Source organism: Planktothricoides raciborskii GIHE-MW2, assembly GCF_040564635.1.
In the GTDB taxonomy this organism is placed as follows: domain Bacteria; phylum Cyanobacteriota; class Cyanobacteriia; order Cyanobacteriales; family Laspinemataceae; genus Planktothricoides; species Planktothricoides raciborskii.
Genome location: NZ_CP159837.1, coordinates 6,196,136 through 6,214,467, shown reverse-complemented (window position 1 = coordinate 6,214,467; position 18,332 = coordinate 6,196,136). Strand labels below are relative to the sequence as shown.

18 protein-coding genes are annotated in these 18,332 nt (G+C 44.9%); 8 read left to right on the top strand and 10 right to left on the bottom strand.

Translation table 11 applies throughout. The features are described 5' to 3' along the window. Positions 1-37: 37 nt before the first annotated feature. From ABWT76_RS26515 to ABWT76_RS26500, 4 genes are all read right to left on the bottom strand, one after another. Positions 38-592: a PepSY domain-containing protein gene (locus ABWT76_RS26515; RefSeq protein ID WP_354635219.1), complete on the bottom strand. Its 555-nt coding sequence runs from the start codon at positions 590-592 to the stop codon at positions 38-40. 293 nt (positions 593-885) lie between these two features. Beyond that, a complete protein-coding gene (locus ABWT76_RS26510; RefSeq protein ID WP_354635218.1) occupies positions 886-2,136 on the bottom strand; it encodes an adenylate/guanylate cyclase domain-containing protein in 1,251 nt (416 codons plus the stop codon). 100 nt (positions 2,137-2,236) lie between these two features. Then, a complete protein-coding gene (locus tag ABWT76_RS26505; RefSeq protein WP_354635217.1) occupies positions 2,237-2,908 on the bottom strand; it encodes a Fe2+-dependent dioxygenase in 672 nt (223 codons plus the stop codon). A 306-nt stretch (positions 2,909-3,214) separates the two neighbouring features. Continuing rightward, complete coding sequence (locus ABWT76_RS26500; RefSeq protein WP_054467364.1) at positions 3,215-3,544, bottom strand: hypothetical protein; 330 nt, start codon at positions 3,542-3,544, stop codon at positions 3,215-3,217. Between the two features lie 109 nt (positions 3,545-3,653). Between ABWT76_RS26500 and ABWT76_RS26495 the strand changes: the two genes are divergently transcribed. After that, positions 3,654-3,842, top strand: a complete 189-nt coding sequence (locus ABWT76_RS26495) for a hypothetical protein (protein ID WP_054467361.1) — start codon at positions 3,654-3,656, stop codon at positions 3,840-3,842. Positions 3,843-3,937: 95 nt separating this feature from the next. Here the strand turns inward: ABWT76_RS26495 and ABWT76_RS26490 are convergent, their stop codons facing one another. Both ABWT76_RS26490 and ABWT76_RS26485 read right to left on the bottom strand, forming a co-directional pair. After that, complete coding sequence (locus ABWT76_RS26490; RefSeq protein WP_190879379.1) at positions 3,938-5,368, bottom strand: cell wall metabolism sensor histidine kinase WalK; 1,431 nt, start codon at positions 5,366-5,368, stop codon at positions 3,938-3,940. Next, the gene (locus ABWT76_RS26485) at positions 5,355-6,032 is read right to left on the bottom strand and encodes a response regulator transcription factor (RefSeq protein ID WP_054467359.1); all 678 of its coding nucleotides are present in this window, start codon (positions 6,030-6,032) and stop codon (positions 5,355-5,357) included. Before ABWT76_RS26485 ends, ABWT76_RS26490 begins: the two co-directional genes overlap by 14 nt. A 235-nt stretch (positions 6,033-6,267) precedes the next feature. Between ABWT76_RS26485 and ABWT76_RS26480 the strand changes: the two genes are divergently transcribed. Next, a complete protein-coding gene (locus ABWT76_RS26480) occupies positions 6,268-6,477 on the top strand; it encodes a hypothetical protein (RefSeq protein ID WP_054467357.1) in 210 nt (69 codons plus the stop codon). A 672-nt stretch (positions 6,478-7,149) separates the two neighbouring features. On the opposite strand, the gene ABWT76_RS26475 is transcribed toward ABWT76_RS26480, so the two are convergent. After that, positions 7,150-8,439 (bottom strand): aminopeptidase P N-terminal domain-containing protein, encoded by a 1,290-nt coding sequence (locus ABWT76_RS26475; protein WP_054467354.1) that lies wholly within the window; start codon positions 8,437-8,439, stop codon positions 7,150-7,152. 252 nt (positions 8,440-8,691) lie between these two features. On the opposite strand from ABWT76_RS26475, the gene ABWT76_RS26470 reads away from it, so the two are divergent. Next, entirely contained in the window at positions 8,692-8,898 is a 207-nt protein-coding gene (locus tag ABWT76_RS26470) for a hypothetical protein (RefSeq protein ID WP_313890646.1), read from the top strand. A 76-nt stretch (positions 8,899-8,974) separates the two neighbouring features. On the opposite strand, the gene sfsA is transcribed toward ABWT76_RS26470, so the two are convergent. Both sfsA and ABWT76_RS26460 read right to left on the bottom strand, forming a co-directional pair. Beyond that, positions 8,975-9,712 (bottom strand): DNA/RNA nuclease SfsA, encoded by a 738-nt coding sequence (gene sfsA / locus ABWT76_RS26465; RefSeq protein WP_354635216.1) that lies wholly within the window; start codon positions 9,710-9,712, stop codon positions 8,975-8,977. A 167-nt stretch (positions 9,713-9,879) separates the two neighbouring features. Continuing rightward, complete coding sequence (locus ABWT76_RS26460; RefSeq protein ID WP_354635215.1) at positions 9,880-12,723, bottom strand: tetratricopeptide repeat protein; 2,844 nt, start codon at positions 12,721-12,723, stop codon at positions 9,880-9,882. Positions 12,724-13,121: 398 nt separating this feature from the next. Between ABWT76_RS26460 and ABWT76_RS26455 the strand changes: the two genes are divergently transcribed. Then, positions 13,122-13,376 (top strand): hypothetical protein, encoded by a 255-nt coding sequence (locus ABWT76_RS26455; protein ID WP_054467335.1) that lies wholly within the window; start codon positions 13,122-13,124, stop codon positions 13,374-13,376. 475 nt (positions 13,377-13,851) lie between these two features. Here ABWT76_RS26455 and ABWT76_RS26450 read toward each other — a convergent pair whose 3' ends face one another. Beyond that, on the bottom strand, positions 13,852-15,645 hold the full coding sequence (locus ABWT76_RS26450; RefSeq protein WP_190879395.1) for an ATP-binding protein: 1,794 nt from the start codon (positions 15,643-15,645) through the stop codon (positions 13,852-13,854). Positions 15,646-16,183: 538 nt separating this feature from the next. On the opposite strand from ABWT76_RS26450, the gene ABWT76_RS26445 reads away from it, so the two are divergent. From ABWT76_RS26445 to ABWT76_RS26430, 4 genes are all read left to right on the top strand, one after another. Continuing rightward, on the top strand, positions 16,184-16,444 hold the full coding sequence (locus ABWT76_RS26445) for a hypothetical protein (RefSeq protein WP_054467329.1): 261 nt from the start codon (positions 16,184-16,186) through the stop codon (positions 16,442-16,444). A 4-nt stretch (positions 16,445-16,448) separates the two neighbouring features. Further along, on the top strand, positions 16,449-16,583 hold the full coding sequence (locus ABWT76_RS26440; protein ID WP_255353214.1) for a type II toxin-antitoxin system VapC family toxin: 135 nt from the start codon (positions 16,449-16,451) through the stop codon (positions 16,581-16,583). A 219-nt stretch (positions 16,584-16,802) separates the two neighbouring features. Further along, positions 16,803-17,447: a uridine kinase gene (locus tag ABWT76_RS26435; RefSeq protein WP_054467327.1), complete on the top strand. Its 645-nt coding sequence runs from the start codon at positions 16,803-16,805 to the stop codon at positions 17,445-17,447. A 120-nt stretch (positions 17,448-17,567) separates the two neighbouring features. Then, positions 17,568-18,329, top strand: coding sequence for a Uma2 family endonuclease (locus ABWT76_RS26430; protein ID WP_231636836.1), 762 nt, complete (start codon positions 17,568-17,570; stop codon positions 18,327-18,329). Positions 18,330-18,332: the final 3 nt, after the last annotated feature.

The window sequence follows — 18,332 nt, the reverse complement described above, 5'->3', positions numbered from 1 at the left end:
CCACAAGAAACCCGGTTTCTGGGTTCCGGTTTCTAGCTTAAGCTTGAAGTTTGCGGAAAATCCCTGTCATTTGAATGCCGGTGATTAATAAAGCCAGCAAACTTGCGCCAACCAGCAACACATAAAAAGACTTGAAAGTATTACCCAAATATGAGCCTTGATGAATTTCTAACAGGATAGAAGCTTGCTCGCGAGATAGACCAAACCAAGCCCTCCCTAGACGATAACCAACGCCGGTGATGGCGCTAAGAAATAGGGGCAAAAATGCGATCAAAGAGAGCACGCGATGAACCCATCTCCAGTCTTTTTTTGGCTGAAATTTTGAGGCTTTACGCTGCCATTTGATCATGGTAAAACCTGTGAAAATCATGCCCAATAATCCCAGCCCAACTAATAATACATAAACCGGAACTAGGGGTTGGCCAAGAAATCTCCCTTCGTGAAGATTGAGCAAAAATCCAGCGATTTCTCCAGAAATACCAAACCAATTTCTGCCCAGTCGGTAAGCGACGCCGGTTAATGCAGAAAGAAATAAGGGAATAAAGACAATGGGAGCAGATTTTCGGTGAAGTTTGCGGAAGTTAATCATCATAAGTACCTAATTTTTACTAAAAGAACAATCGAATAGCAGTAGGGGCGAAGCATGACCGCCGATAAATTATTGGTTAAAAGCAGAAATTTCATCCGGTCATGCTTCGCCCTTTGGTTTAGTAACTAGAAAACCCCTGGAAAAAAACGACAATAGAATATAAGCGGTAGGGGCGAAGCATTCCGGGATTAAATTTATGTTTTAACCGAGAAATATCTGCCGGAATGTTTCGCCCCTACATACCGGCATAATTACCAGATTGGAATATGCCAATTATTTTTAGGAATAAATTTAATTTATTCAACCAATACCCAACTTTTCATGGCGGTGTTTTTTCCTTTTAATTTATGGGTTCGGCAATGCTTAACTTCAAGCTGTTGGTTTAATCTTTGATAAACGATATCTGATATGGTAATTTCTCCGGCTAAGGTGGCACCTTCTAAACGCTTGGCGGTATTGACTACATCACCAATTACTGTATAAGTACGGACATCTTCTCCGCCAAATAATCCCTCAACTACTTCCCCACAGTGAACCGCACAACCCGCCCCAAGCTGATAGGATGAGAGTGCTTCTTTGGCGGCTTTTTGCATGGCTTTGGCGGCGGCGATCGCTTGTTCTGGGGTTGCATAAATGGCCATAACTTCATCAGCGGTAAATGTAAGGCGTAAAGGGTGAAAATTATAAGCGGCTAATTCAGTTTTTTGATAATAATTGTTGAGAATATTGGCCACAATATCTGGTTGGCTTTGTTCGCACCATGTGGTGAAGCCACGAATGTCCATGAATAATATTGTGCGATCGCACCTTTGAAATTTTAATCCCTGGGGATTTTTGACCAATGTTTCTACTACATGAGTTCCCATGCCCCACTCAGCTAAATTTCGCAGTAATTCCGATGTTTTTTTTAGTTGTTGCTGCTGCATAACAATTTGCAATCGCTGAAATCCTAGTAGTAGCCCAACTAATACTAGACTGCTAGACAGAAATACATGGGTATTCCTATCAGTAAGCTGACCGAGCATTTCTATGGTGATCAATTCCGCTGCATTTTCTCCCGATCTGACCACTAAATAAAATGCTAAAACCATCAGCATCCGCACTACACTTTCTAAGGGAATAATCCAGCGTTCTAGGGCATTTTTCCAGCGATCGCGGGCAAATTGGAGTACAGCAATTACGAAAGAAAACACCCAAAATGCTACATGGGATGATTCTTGAAAAAATTGACTGCCATCGATGGGCAAATCAACTAATGTGTAGATACTGACTCCGACTAAATTACCCAATAGCGGGAAAGCATTCGGCCTGGATAAGTAGGCAGTTTGAATCAGCATTGCCACAATCAGCAGATAATCCGTTGGGTCATGGAGGAAATCCTGTAACCCGTAAATAGCAATATCTGACAAATTTTTCAAGACCAAAAAATGTCCGCTGTTGCCTAGAAATTCCCCCATAAAAGCAGATAAGCGATCGCTGTACTTTGCCGGGAGATGAATTTTTTGGATAATTTGGATAATTTGGCTAAATTTGGCAATTTTAGGCATTGATAAATCCCCTGAACCCCATGAAATATCCCTGAACCGAAAAAACTGAATATTTTTAGATGCATCGTCCTAAAAGATAGTTATTTTTGGATAATTTTGCTTAAATTTCCACCCATTGCCGGAGTAAATTAGCGTGGGTTTTGCAGAGTAAATCAAATTCTACGGTTTTGCCATATTGCTCAAATATTGACTTTCTCACCGTATCCAGTTCAAAGAGAATTTCTCGTTGCTGAACATCACGAACTAAGCTTTGAACCCAAGTCACCGCAGCGAAACGAATTCCCTGGGTTACTTCAGTAACTTGATGGAGAAATGTAGAAGGATAAACAATCATTGACCCAGCGGGCAGTTTAAAAGATTGTTCACCGAGACTGGTATCGATGACTAATTCACCTCCTTGATAAGTATCTGGATCGCTGAGAAATAAAGTCAGGGATACATCCGATCGCGCTAATTTTCCATCCCCCATAATTGCATTATCCGTATGCCAACCATAAGACATTCCCGGTTCATAACGACTAAACAAAATTGGCCGAATTGTTTTGGGACGAACGGCGGCTTTAAATAGGGGATTTTGGGCGATCGCATTATGCACAATTTCCCTCAAATTTTTGGCGGCATCCGTATCTCCTTTCAATTGATAGTTATCTTTAACGGTTTTCGCATACTTCCCAGCGGTGAGTTTACCATCGACAAACTCAGCATCTTTGAGAATGCGATGAATTTCTTCTATCTGTTCTGGGGTGAGAACGCGATCGATACATAAAATCATGGGATTAATGCCAAATTTAGCTAAAAAAGATTGATGATTTCATCTGGATTAATGATTTGAAAATATAGGGAGGGATACCCTAGCCAAGATATAGCGTTTATGATCCCGATGAAGTACAGAGGTTTTCTGGATTCCCGCCTGCGCGGGAATGACTTTTTTTGTACTTCATAACTCTACCAAGTGCTATATCGGATTCAAGACTAGGAAAATCCCCAAGCAAATCAAAAGCAAATCAAATTGTTGTTATCAAATGATGGTTAAGATGGTTAAATCGTTGCCACGAAACAAAACAAAAGTGGCAATGGACTAAGATTCTCCACCTTCACCATCTTGGTCATCTTCACCATCTTGATCGTCTTGATCGTCTTGATCGTCTTGACCATCTTCGCCATTTTCGCCACCTCCTTGAGGACTGGTAGAATTAGGCGCAGTTTGAGTGGTTCCTCCGGTTGTACCTGGAGTGGGAGTGGTCGGGGCTGGGGCAGTGGGAGCACCTCCTTCTTCTCCACCATCTTGAGTGGTAGAAGCTGGGGGAGTTGGTTGTCCTTCTGTCTGACCACCGGGCTGACTGGAACAGGCCGCCACGGTTGTCGCTAGGCCAAGACTGAGAAATAGTGCAACTGCTTTAGATTTCATAGCCAATTTGTGAACGTGATTATTGCTGGTCAGAAGTGATCATAAGGTAATTGTAGGAAACAAATAGTAAAAATCTGGGAAAGAAAGAAACCGGGTTTCGGCGATAACTTTGGCGGAAAATCGATCTTGGGTTCGGGCAAAGCATTCGGGTAATTATGTTAACGGTGAAAACCCAGAATTAACTGCCCGTAGGCGAAGCCTTCTCGAAGAGTATGCTTTGCCCCTACAGCGGAAAACCGATCTTGGGTTCGGGCAAAGCATTCGGGTAATTATGTTAACGGTGAAAACCGAAAATTAACTGCCCGTAGGCGAAGCCTTCTCGAAGAGTATGCTTTGCCCCTACAGAGGTGTTCGCTGTAATTAAGAAACCCGGTTTCGGCCCGATCGCTTTGGTTACGGGAGCGGTATTTTCACCTGAAAGCAACTTCCTTGACCGAGTTGGCTGTGTACGGTGATGTCGCCGCCATGAGTCTGGGCGATGGTTTTGGCGATCGCCAGTCCCAAGCCCGATCCTCCTTGATGTTGGCTTCTGGCTTGGTCAGCCCGCCAAAAGCGATCGAATATATGGGGCAATTGGTCGGAGGCAATACCAATGCCGGTGTCTTCAATGCGAACTAGGGCATGAGTGCGGCTGCGCTGCGATGAGACGGTGACGGTGCCCCCAGATGGGGTATATTGCAGGGCATTGGCTAATAAATTAGTAAATAAGCGACATAGTTGAAAGGCATCTGCATAAACCTCCAGGTTAGGGATAAGTTGAGATTGCAGTTTGAGGTTTGCCTCCTCTGCCCGATCGCTGTACAAATCTACCAAGTCTTCTAATATTTCATCGAGGGCAATTTGTCGCCATGCCGCGCGATCGGGGGCTTGGCGATCCATGCGAGTTAACAATAGCAAATCGTCAACCAGTTGGCTCATTTGGGCTGACGCAGAGGCGATCGCCTTCAGCTTGTCCACGTCAGCAGGATGAACTCGTTCTGGGTGACTTTGCATCACCGCGATCGATGCCCGAATTGCCGTCAATGGGCTTCGCAATTCATGGGAAGCATCCGAGGTAAATTGTTTCAGTTGCTCAAAACTTTGCAAAATTGGCTTGAGTGACTCGCTCACGAGCCAAAAGCCGCCCACTGTCACCAGTCCAGAAACAATCGCAACTCCAGCCATTAACCCTTGCTGAAACCGACGCAACTCAGCGTTTAACAAATCCATTGATTTGGTGGCTCGCACATAGCCTAATAATTGCTCTGGTTTTGATTGCTCTGATTTGGCCGCCGCATAAACCGGCAAAATGAAACTACGAATATTTCCCTGTTGAACAATTTGTCCTTTTGGGGATACAATTTTCGGCAAATAATTTTTGGGAAAAAAGTTCCCTTCCCGCACCATTAACTCTTGTTTGCGATCGAACCATTCGACCCCTTGCTCGGTCGATATTAGGGGATTAGTCACAAAATCGGGAATGGACTTGGCTTGATATTTATCCATCAGTTGAGATAAGCTAATGGGCAGAAAATTGCCATTAGCATCTCTGGGAATATATCCTTTATATTCTTCTTCTGTGGTTAGTTCTTCATATTCATGTTCAATAATTTCTAAGGTGCTGGCAGATGCAGCCGCAATCTGACGCAAAGATGCATTTAATTGTTGATGGCGATCGCGGGCAACCAGAGCATAAACCGCCGTAGAAAATGCCCCTAAAATCGTGGCAATTACCAACAAATACGACAGCAGCAGCCGAGTTTGTAATTTGCTAAACTGCCCCTTAGAGATTTGCTTAGATATTTGCTTAGATATTTGCTTGGAGATTTGCTTAGAGATTAACATTGAGTCGATATCCCAAACCATAAACGTTTTCAATAAAATTTGCCGGAGCCCCAGCCGCCTTCAGCTTTTGGCGCAAACTGCGTAAATGCACTTTAACGGTTTCTTCTCCGGGCATATCTTCAAAAGCCCAGACTCGTTCTAAAATTACACTACGGCTGAGAACGCGACTGCCATTTCTTAAAAATAACTCTAACAAAGCATATTCTTTCGGTGTTAAAGTTAATGGTTTATCTTCGTAGATTACCTGACATTCATTGGGATTTAGCCTTAATTTTCCCCACTCCAAAATCGGGGAAAATTTCACCGTTTCTCGCCGCAAAAGCGCCCGAATTCTCGCTAACAATTCTGGCAAATCAAATGGCTTGACCACATAGTCATCAGCCCCCACATCTAATCCTAACACTTTATCGCTGCTAGTATCTCTGGCTGTTAGCATCAAAATCGGGGTTTTATTTCCGGCGTTTCTTAGCTGCCGACATAAGGAAATTCCATCGAGTTTGGGCAACATGAGATCCAGAATAATTAAGTCAAAAGCATTGGTTTCCGCAAAAGTCAACCCCAATTCACCATCGCTGGCAATTTCTACTACATAGCGGCGATCGCTTAAAGCTTCGGCGATCGGCCCTGAAATCCGCACATCATCTTCAATTAACAGGATTTTCATAAGCGATAATTTTCACAGGAAAAAGAAACCGGGTTTCTGCGATAATTTTGACATAAAAGCAGAAAGAAAAGAAACCGGGTTTCTGTGGTGCTAATGTAGGGGCGAATGGCCATTCGCCCCTATTTTGCCAAAAATAAACCCGTTTTCTGGATCCTTTCAATAAGAAACCCGGTTTCTGACGAATCGGGTTTATTCTGGTGAGTTATAATTTAGTTGACAAATTACAAAAAACACTATGACTGAAATCACCCTAGACGAAACTAAACTGAAAGAATTACTCAAAGCGGCAATCGTTGAGTTACTCCAAGAACAACAAGAAGAGTTTTCGGAAATTTTAGCGGAAGCCCTAGAAGATATTGCGATGAAAAATGCGATTAAAGAAGGCGAAAATAGTGAGACAGTCAGCCGCGATGCTATTTTTAAAAGACTCCATAACAAACCATGAAAATTGAGGTTTAAAAAAGTTTTGAAAAAGATTTGCTCAATATTCTTGATGCCGATTTATATCAATTTTAAAACCTATACAATTCCAAGGTTTATTTGGGCGAAAAAAACGTAGCAGCCAAATTGTATGAATTTTTGTAAATGGTATTACCAATTTGAAAATAATCCAGAGTCGGTTTTAACCGACTTCCGCTATTAGCCGGGGGTTTTAACCCCAGGCGGTTTATGTACCCCCGCAATTAACCGACGATTGCGGGGATTAAAATTCGGCGGGGATTAAAATCCGGCGGGGATTAAAATCCCCGCCTGTAGGGGTCAACGGCCGTTGACCCCTACAGTCGGTTAAAACCGACTATTTTACCAATTTTAAAACTATACAATTCCAAGGTTTATTTGGGCGAAAAGGACGTAGGGCCCAAATTGTATGAATTTTTGTTAAACTCAATAAAATAAAACGGGTTTCTGCTATCCAGAAAAGAAACCGGGTTTCTGTGGTGAATATATAGGGGCGAATGGCCATTCGCCCCTATATTGCCAAAAAGAAACCCGGTTTCTGAAACCCCACTGCTATCCAGAAAAGAAACCGGGTTTCTGTGGTGAATATGTAGGGGCGAATGGCCATTCGCCCCTACGTTTTAAAAAAATAAACCCGGTTTTTACCCGTTTTTTGGGTTTATTTAGGCACCCCAGAAGTTAAAATATCATGGCCTTCCGCAGTGACTAAAACATCATCCTCAATCCGAATACCAATCCCTCGCCAACGGTCAGGGATTTCTGGTTGCCCTTCCACGGGTTTTGTGGTCGGCCCGATATAAATTCCTGGTTCTACCGTCAGCACATTTCCTGGTTGTAAAGGATAGGGATTTTCGCCATATTGATAAACCCCTACATCATGCACATCTAGACCTAACCAATGACCAGTCCGATGCATATAAAATGGTTTATATTTTTCCTCTTTAATAATTTCTTCTATGTCCCCCATTAAGAGTCCTAAATCTAGCAATCCTTCTACTAAAACTCTGACCGCTGTTTCATGGACTTGATTGTAAGGATTGCCCGGTTTTACTTGTGCGATCGCCTTTTCTTGAGCCTCTAAAACAATGTCATAGAGGATTTTTTGTTCGGGAGTAAATTGGCCATTTACCGGAAAAGTGCGGGTAATATCCGCATTGTAATAATTGTATGCACAGCCCGCATCAATTAACAATAAATCCCCGTCTTGGAGTTGGCGATTGTTTTCCACATAGTGCAAAACACAGCTATTTGGCCCAGAGGCAATAATCGAAGGATAAGCAGGGCCATTGCCGCCATGTTTGCGAAAAATATAGTCCATTTCCGCTTGAATTTCATATTCATAGCGTCCCGGTTTAGCAAATTCGCGGGCATGGTTATGGGCCTCTACGGAAATAGCCGCCGCTTTTCGCATTAATTCTAATTCCGCCATACTTTTAATTTGGCGCATGGGGTTAAGAATTGTGCCAGAGTCTTGAATGGCGATCGGGCCTGTGCCCCGCTTGGGATAAGTGGTCATTAACCGTTGCCAAATTTTGACAATGGTTTCATTAAAGTTGCGATCGCGCCCAAAATGATAATAAATGCGATCGGCTTCCAGCAAATATTGGGGCAACTTTTCATTTAATTCCGTAATGGGATAAGCTTCATCAGCCCCATAACGTTCTTTAGCCCCTTCCACCCCAGCGCGATATCCCGTCCAGACTTCTTTATCCGGGTCTTTTGGTTGGACAAACAACACGAAACGGTGCTCTTTATGGTGTGGCGCCAGCACAATTACCGCGTCGGGTTCATCAAACCCGGTCAAATAGAAAAAACTGCTATCCTGCCGAAAAGTATATTCCACATCATTGTGCATCACCGCCAGGGGCGCACTATGAAATATAGCAGTTCCTTGACCGATTTTTTCCATCAATTGCTCGCGACGCTGACGATATTCTATAGCTACCATAGGATGAGATGATAAATTGAATCACAAACTAATCATAAACTAAAATTTAGTTGCTCCAGTTTACAAAATCCACTCCTAATCGTGAAAAAAAACCCCGTTTCTTCTATAACTCCTGGTTTCTCGTCCAGATTTTGCGATCGATATCACCGATCAAAGTGCTAAAAATCACCAAGTTAGCTGATATAACTCAACCACTCAAGAGCAAAATTATGTTATATAGGAAGAAATTGATTTCCCAGGGTGCGTGTTTGTATGATGATTCATAAATTAGTCCAGTCAGCATTTATGACTGGGGTTATGAGTGTGGAGTCCGAAGCACTTATTCGCCAAGTCTTAGCTTGGAAAGTCTACCAGCCTTCAGATTTAAAAGCCCTGCATAACTTGTATCAAGCTATTAACAATGGCGCGATCCAACGCGAGGCTAATGGCATTTTTAATCTTCAATTACCGGCGATTTAGCAAGGTTGATTAAACCGTAATTAACATAATTCGGGTGGGCATTTTCCACCCTGTTTTTTTGGTAATTAATGATTGATTAATCATTGACGCATAATTCAGCAAATCCCAAAAATTTTACTCCTTGGGGACTAGGTTCAAACCGACAGGGTAATATTTCCATTCCACAGGCGATCGCCTCTCGTAACTTAGCACCATAAACCGGATCGATGCTATCCCCAGGAGCAAAATGAGTGCAATCATTGCGGTTAATAAAATATAAAGTCACCGCCCGTCCCCCGGCAGCGACAATTCCCATTAACTCCTGTAAATGTTTCTGTCCCCGGGTCGTCACCGCATCAGGAAAACGGGCAATATTCCCATCAGCCCAAGTCACATTTTTTACCTCTACATAAATGGGGCTGTTTCCTGAATTTCCGGTCAACAAAAAATCTACGCGACTCTTATTATCCTGACCATAACGTACCTCTGGCTTCACGGTTTTATAATCTCCTAACTGGGGAAAAATGCGGTTTTCTAATGCTAGTTTAATCACCTGATTGGGTAAACTGGTATTCACCCCCACCCAGGTAGCTTGGTACTGATTTTTTGCCTCCACCAACTCCAAACTATAAGCTAACTTTCTCTTAGGATTATCACTGCGGGAAACCATCACCCGAAACCCAGGTTCTGATAATCCCAACATTTTCCCAGGGTTGGCACAATGGGCGGTAATTTTTTCGCCGGTTGTCAACTCAATATCAGCCAAAAAACGTTTATAGCGTTTAATCAGAATACCGGGAAATAAGGGCGGAAACGGGTAAATAAAATCGGTCATTATCAGGATATTTTTATTGATGGATTGTAGTTATAATATCACAATGTTCAGAAACCGGGTTTCTTTTTGGGGGTTCAGAAACCGGGTTTCTTTTTGGCAACAACCGTTAACCGTAATTACCACCACAGAAACCCGGTTTCTTTTCTCCACGACAAAAACCCGGTTTCTCACTCCCCTAACAACGCCCGAAATCGACTATCCCCGCGAATCCTATCGAAGTGATTTTCAGTTTTCGCCACCTCGCGACATTCTGAATCTAACGAAATCGCCCGTTGTAAGTTTTCAACCGCTAAATCTACATCCCCTTGCACCCCATAAAGACAAGCAATATTATAGTAAGCATTGGCATAATTAGAGTCTAACTCTAAGGCTTTTTGGTGACTCGCCATTGCCTCCTCATAGCGACCTAAACTAAACAAAGCATAACCGCGATTATCCCAAATATTAGCGTCGTCAGGTTGTAACTTTAAGGCAGTTTCATAACTAGACAGTGCCGCTTCTGCATCCCCAGAATTGTATTGTGACGCTGCCAAACAATGCCAATATTCAGCGTTACCCGGTTGCACTTTTACCGCCCCTTGAAAACAACGCACCGCCCCTTCATAGTTTTTTGCTTCCCACAGCGCTTCACCTTGTTTAGAGAGAGCTTTTTCCCCATTTCCCCAAATCATCGGGGCAGCATCGGGTCGCAGTTTGACCGCTTTCTCCCAGCAGGACATCGCCTCCTCCTCTCGTCCCTGCTGTACCAGAGATAAGCCCTCAGACAGTAAACTCAAGGGACTTTCAGAAGGCAAGGTTAAGGGGGCATTTCTCTCCAACCGCAGAAAATCCACCCCCTCCAACCGCAGAAAATGCACCACCCCTGACTCATCCCCCGCCACCACTACCCCATCAGCAGCAACGGCACAGGAACGCATCCTAGCCTCTCCGGTAAAGGTGGCTAACTCTTCCCCCGTAGCCAAATCCCACAGTTTCAGGGTTTCATCCCAGGATGCGGAAACCGCTTGTTTCCCCTCCGGGGTGATGGCTACTGCATTTACCAAGCCACTATGCCCCGTGAAGGTGGCCAGTTCCGACCCCGTAGCCAAATCCCACAGTTTTAGGGTGTCATAGGATGCGGAAACCGCTTTTTTCCCGTCCGGGGTGATGGCTACTGCTTCTACCGAGTACCTATGCCCCGTGAAAGTGGCCAGTTCCGACCCCGTAGCCAAATCCCACAGTTTCAGGGTTTCATCCCAGGATGCGGAAACCGCTTGAAGGCCGTCCGGGGTAATGGCTACTGCATATACCGAGCCACTATGCCCGGTGAAGGTGGCCAGTTCCGACCCCGTAGCCAAATCCCACAGTTTCAGGGTGTGATCCCCGGATGGGGAAACCGCTCGTTTCCCGTCCGGGGCGATCGCTACTGCATTTACCCCGCGACTATGCCCCCTGAAGGTGGTCAGTTGCGACCCCGTAGCCAAATCCCACAGTTTCAGGGTGTTATCCGAGGATGCGGAAACCGCTTGAAGGCCGTCCGGGGTGATGGCTACTGCTTCTACCCCGCGACTATGCCCCCTGAAGGTGGCCAGTTCCGACCCCGTAGCCAAATCCCACAGTTTCAGGGTTTCAAAGGATGCGGAAACCGCTTGAAGGCCGTCCGGGGTGATGGCTACTGCTTCTACCCCGCCACTATGCCCCCTGAAGGTGGCCAGTTCCGACCCCGTAGCCAAATCCCACAGTTTCAGGGTTTCAAAGGATGCGGAAACCGCTTGAAGGCCGTCCGGGGTGATGGCTACTGCTTCTACCCCGTCACTATGCCCCCTGAAGGTGGCCAGTTCCGACCCCGTAGCCAAATCCCACAGTTTCAGGGTTTCAAAGGATGCGGAAACCGCTTGAAGGCCGTCCGGGGTGATGGCTACTGCTGTCACCCTGCTACTATGCCCCGTGAAAGTGGCCAGTTCCGACCCGGTAGCCAAATCCCACAGTTTCAGGGTGTTATCCGAGGATGCGGAAACCGCTTGAAGGCCGTCCGGGGTGATGGCTACTGCTTCTACCCCGTCACTATGCCCCCTGAAGGTGGCCAGTTCCGACCCCGTAGCCAAATCCCACAGTTTCAGGGTGTCATCATAGGACGCGGAAACCGCTTGAAGGCCGTCTGGGGTGATGGCTACTGCTGTTACCCCGTCACTATGCCCCGTGAAGGTGGCCAGTTCCGACCCCGTAGCCAAATCCCACAGTTTCAGGGTTTCATCCCAGGATGCGGAAACCGCTTGTTTCCCGTCTGGGGTAATGGCTACTGCTTGTACCGCGTTACTATGCCCCGTGAAGGTGGCCAGTTCCGTCCCCGTAGCCAAATCCCACAGTTTCAGGGTGTCATCCTCGGATGCGGAAACCGCTCGTTTCCCGTCCGGGGTAATGGCTACTGCATTTACCGCGTTACTATGCCCCGTGAAAGTGGCCAGTTTCTTCCCCGTAGCCAAATCCCACAGTTTCAGGGTTTCATCATCGGATGCGGAAACCGCTTGAAGGCCGTCCAGGGTCATGGCTACTGCATTTACCCGGCTTCTATGCCCAGCAAAGGTGCGAATCAGTGGCCCGCCGGGAGGGGTGAGGTTGGCAGTGAGGGGACGAAACCAGGTGTTTTCGCGCCATTGTTTAGCTTGTTCTAGTAAAGCGACAATCTCTGGATTCTCAAAAGACAACAACCGCCCCAGAAATTGCCCCGCTAGTTGGGTCTTATCCGGTTCTAAAATATGAGTCGATAGCCGCAACGTCCCCGCGATTAATTGCAGGGTTTCCGTCTGTTCCGGGTTCAGTAAAACATCGGCACTCATCGCCAAATTGTAATCTTCAATTAAGGCTTGCACCCCGCACTCCGCCAGTTTTGCCTGGATAAAGTCAAAATCCGTGAGCAATTGGTACAGCCGTGCAGTTTTGGCGGTGCTGACGAGATGACCGGGCAGGGTATCCAGGGCATAGCGCCGCTTTTCTGGGGATAGTTTATTGAGTTTTTGGCTGAAGTCGGTCATGGCTACAGGTTAAAGCGGAATAGGGCGTTCTTGCTCCCTACTATACAGCGATTTTCTATTAAATAAACCACAATGAAAACCACGGCGGATTTGTAGGGGCGAAGCATTCCGGCAGATAACCTATTGCTTAAAAGATTAACCTGAATACCGGAATGCTTCGCCCGATCGTGGTTCAGTGCGTTGGGTTTCGCTTCGCTCTACCCAACCTACGAGAAACTATTAAATAAACCACAAACACCTGTAGGGGCGAAGCATTCCGGCAGATAACCTATTGCTTAGAATATTGTAGGGGCGAATGGCCATTCGCCCCTACTACCGGAATGCTTCGCCCGATCGCGGTTTAGTAAGAAAGAAAACCGCTATAATCAATTCAAGGGCAATATTAAATAGGATATTCTATGACAACAAAACCACTAGAAATCGAGGGAACTTGGGAAGAAATTGTCAGCCATGCCGATGCCTTAGCGGGATGCCAAGTGCGGGTGACAGTTCTCTCTAATCCAACCCAGTCGCCATCTCCAGACAATCCTGCCCCTTTTCGTCCGGCTTCCGGTCGGTCTTTTCTCAGACACGCTGGAACTTGGTCTGGTGATGATTTGGAGGATTGTCTAAAAATGGTTTATGAGACTCGTCGCCCTGTGTTATTTAGCTAATTATTCTCCTCATCATTCTCCATACAAACCCTGCCAAAAATTATCAGTTTTTCGTAGGTTGGGTAGAGCGAAGCGAAACCCAACGCACTCGGACTCTACAGCAATTTTCTTTCTTCCTGAACCACGATCGGGCGAAGCATTCCGGTATTCAGATTAATATTTTCAGCAATGATTTATTTGCCGGAATGCTTCGCCCCTACAGGTGTTTGTGGTAGATTTAATAGAAAACCGCTGTAACCTGGCTTTGGTTTAATTTTTGTTGGGTTTCGTTCCTCAACCCAACCTACTAATTATTCTCATCTTTTCTAAACCACTATCGGGCGAAGCATTCCGGTATTCAGATTAATATTTTCAGCAATGATTTATTTGCCGGAATGCTTCGCCCCTACAGGTGTTTGTGGTAGATTTAATAGAAAACCGCTGTAACCTGGCTGTGGTTTGATTTTTGTTGGGTTTCCTGCGTCAACCCAACCTACTAATTATTCTCATCTTTTCCATATAAATCTTCCCACAAGTTATCTGCGATCGCCTGTTCAATATCCCGCAAAGATATCCCCGCCTTTTGTACCGTTCTCTTATTGAATAAAAAGTCCTGAAAACTCTTGTGGTAAATACTATAAACCTCCTCATTCTCCACAGACCGATGGCGTAAAAATTGCTCCCATTCATCCAAAACATCCTGCACCGTTAACGGGTCTTCCTCAGCAAAATACGCCAACAAATCGCAGGACACAGGCTTACGAGTTTTGGACAATAAATAGATAATTTTTAACTTAGTCCGAGGTAACGGCTTAGTCATCATTCCCATACGTTGCCAATGTTGCTCATAATATTGTTCCAAACCCTTGGGCAAATTTGCCAAGTTCAAATCCGCATATTTTCCCTTCTCAATATCCCACTTTTCAATATCATCGAGAACATACTTTAAATACATAAAATTATTCTCGCTATTCTCTGCCAATACTTCCGTAAATTTCGCCTCTGTCACCCCTTGGGCAGTTAGCCAGCGTTGGATCGGTTCTCGTTGGCAGCGATACCGAATAAACCCTTGAATATCCGCTAAATTCGCCTGATAATATTCAGGGGACATCATATCAAACTCCTGCTGCGGTGCCGATACCACAAAAGGCAAAGGCTTCGGGCGTTTGGTCAGGATAAAATAGACCCCATTGGGTAAAGTTGCCGGGAGATAAAGCACATTTACCCCCGGACTTTGGGTGTTTAGATCCACCTCATCCAAGGCATCCACCGCAATCACTAAACGGTCAGTTTTTGCCGCCGCTTCCGTTAATAACTTACTCAAAAAATTGCCATTGCGGGTATTATCCGGATGCAGGGGCAAGTCATAAGCTAACCCATAGCGAGAAATCAGTTGAGCGCAAATACTTTTAATAAAATCATCGGTGCTGGTGCGGTTTTCTGAGAGGATATTAAAATAAGCCAAACATCCGGTTTGCTGCACATATTGGGCTAACAACGCACTCTTACCTACTCCGGGTTCAGCTTCTATGATAAAATAACCCTTGGCTTGTTTATGGCAAAATTTCTGAATTTCCTCAAACACAAATTCTCGGCCAAAAAATTCCTGGGTTTTTTCCTGAATAAAAGCCGAAAAATCCGCCGGAACGGGACTCGTCCCTTTTAAGGTTTTCAGCACTTGATTAAACCGTTCATCTAACCCCTGACAAGAGGCGATAAATGTATCCACACCCTCATCAATTCTCACCCGAATTTGCTGGTGTTCCCGATCGATATTGCCGACTTTCCCGCCAATTTCGGTGAGCAAATCGTGGGCTAAGGTACGAAAAACCACGTCATTATATTTAATTTCTAAGCGGAAATAATGCACTAGCATTGGTAAATATAAACCTTGAAATGCCCGCACTAATACCGGAGGGGCTTCTCGCAACCATTGATGTTCTTGTTCTAGGCGCTGCGTCAATTGTTTGGCAATTTCCTGCTGTTGAGGTTGCCCCAAACCGCCCTCAACTCCCGGAGACTGCCCCGCCTCCACCATGCCTAGTATCACTTCACCATCTTGCTTTAGCTGATTTATCCGTGCAAGAATTTGCGGCTGAGTCCCTTCCCACTCTGGTGTACCCTGACAATAGCCGCAAATTTTTTCTAAAGCCCGGTGGTGGGCCTTTAGCAGGGCTTGTTCAATGTGGTCCTTTTGTTCCTCGGCTTTCTTCTGTGCCCACTGGCGAATATCGCCGACTGCTTGCTTCGCTACAGGGCCAGCAAATAACATTAAAATATCAACTAGCATGACTTAACCCTCACCTCAACGCACCTTAAACCTTTGATTAAATATTCTAATTCTATTGCGTCCCTAGGTTGAGAAGCCCAGAAACCGGGTTTATTTTTGGCAGCCCAGAAACCGGGTTTCTTTTTGGCAACAACCGTAGGGGCGAATGGCCATTCGCCCCTACATTAGCACCACAGAAACCTGGTTTCTTTTCTCCACGACAGAAACCCGGTTTCTTTTTTGGGTACAGTCGGCTCAGAAACCGGGTTTCTTTTGTGAAAACAACCGTAGGGGCGAATGGCCATTCGCCCCTACATTAGCACCACAGAAACCCGGTTTCTTGAGGTTTCTTGGAGTTAACTGTGAGGTTCAGAAACCGGGTTTCTTTTGTGAAAACAACCGTAGGGGCGAATGGCCATTCGCCCCTACATTAGCACCACAGAAACCCGGTTTCTTTTCTCCACCACAGAAACCCGGTTTCTTTTCTCCACCACAGAAACCCGGTTTTTTTTCTCCACGACAATTACGCTATAATTAAATTAACTTACTTAACCAAACCATGAATACAACTGAATTACGCCAAAAAATCACCAGCCAAGTGAATCACCTCTCACCGGAAAGACTTGCCCTCGTGAGTGAGTTTCTCGACTCCCTAGAAGCAACCGAACCAAATAAAGCATCTTCCTTGCGAAAATTGCCCCCGCTAAAAAGAGGTAAAACCGCCAAAGATTTACTAAAATTCGCCGGTACTTGGCAGGGGGATGACTTGGAAGAGTGCCTTAATTTCGTTTACGAAACTCGCTCAGAAACCCAGTTTTAATATCATGTCTTATTTACTAGATACCAATCACTGTAGCTATATTATCAATGGCAACATTCAAGTAATTAATGCTTTAAATACTCGTGAGAATGACACAATTGCCATTAGCATTATTACCTATATTGCTTTATATGGCTGATAAGTCCGAGAAAAAATCAGAAAATATCACGGCATTTGAGGTTAACTGTGAGGTTCAGAAACCGGGTTTCTTTTGTTAAAACAACCGTAGGGGCGAATGGCCATTCGCCCCTACATTAGCACCACAGAAACCCGGTTTCTTGAGGTTTCTTGGGGTTAACTGTGAGGTTCAGAAACCCGGTTTCTTTTTCGCAACCCAAATTATCAATGGTATAACTATATGATTTTGCCGATTATAGATGCGATCGCTTCTCAGGGTTCATTCCTTTCTAACCAGTCAGCGATGTTAGTAGCAATATCTGGAATTGATGCATCGGGAAAAGGCTATTTAGCGGAAAAAATTGTCAGTATGCTACGACAAAGAAATCTCCGAGTAGCCAGTATTAATATTGATGGCTGGCTGAATTTACCCAACCAGCGATTTAGCCAGAACAACCCCGCAGAACATTTTTATCATCATGCTATTCGCTTTGATGAATTATTCACTAAATTAGTCTTCCCACTCCGCCAGTTTCGCTCAATTTCCCTGGAAATGGATTATGCCGAAGAAACCGCCAGAAAATATCGCCCGCATCACTACGAATTTGCCGATATTAATATCATTATCTTAGAAGGAATATTTTTATTAAAAAAAGAGTTTCAATCCTATTATGACCTGTCTTTTTGGGTGGAATGTAGCTGGGAAACTGCCTTAAACAGAGCTATTCCGCGATCGCAAGAAGGATTATCTCCCGAAGCAACAATTCATGCTTATCAAACCATCTACTTTCCCGCCCAAAAAATTCACCTAAAACGAGACAACCCCAAACAAGCGGCTACGGCAATTATTGATAACGATTGCGACGATATCTTTTTGATCGAATAAGTGGAAAAATAATTTATCTAAATTAGCAGAAAATACTGATAGATTCCCGCATTCGCGGTAATGACACATGACTAAATAGCAGAAAATACTTATAGATTCCCGCATTCGCGGGAATGACATATGAGAAATAAAACTTTTCTGGGTGAAAGTGGCGATGAGAATAGAGGGGAAAATTTAGGGGCGATCGCGGTTGAAATTGCTTCATGCTATAATAGACTTATACCACTGATTAAAACCGCCATAGAAACTGCCATGATTGCCGTAAGATCCTCCGACTACATCAGCCCAGAAGAATACCTCGATCGCGAACGCCATAGCCCCATCAAATATGAATATATCGATGGCGAAATGTACGCAATGGCTGGCACCGGAGGTATCCATAATATTATCAGTGGCAACCTTTATGTGTTGTTACGCAGCTACCTTAAAAGTACATCCTGTCGCACCTACTTTGCGGATCTCAAAGTGAACATTGCCCAGGGAAAATGCTTTTTCTATCCCGATTTAATTGTCACCTGCGATCCTCACGACGATCCCAGCCGTGCTTATGTGGAATCGCCCAAAGTCATCATAGAAGTTTTATCAGAATCCACCGAATCTTTCGATCGGGGGAAAAAATTCCAGTATTATCGGACAATTCCCAGCTTACAAGACTATATTCTGGTCAGTTCTCAAGAATATTTAGTCGAAATATTTCACCGGATGGAAAATAATCTCTGGTTGCTACAAACCTATCAAGGCTTAGAGGCGATCGCCCAGATCGAAAGCCTTGCCATTGATGCGCCCCTGGGGGAAATTTACGCCACCCTAAACCTCAGCCCCCAAGCTGACACCCCTGAACCGGAAGCCGAAACAGGCGATCGGGCGATCGAGCGATCGTGACCC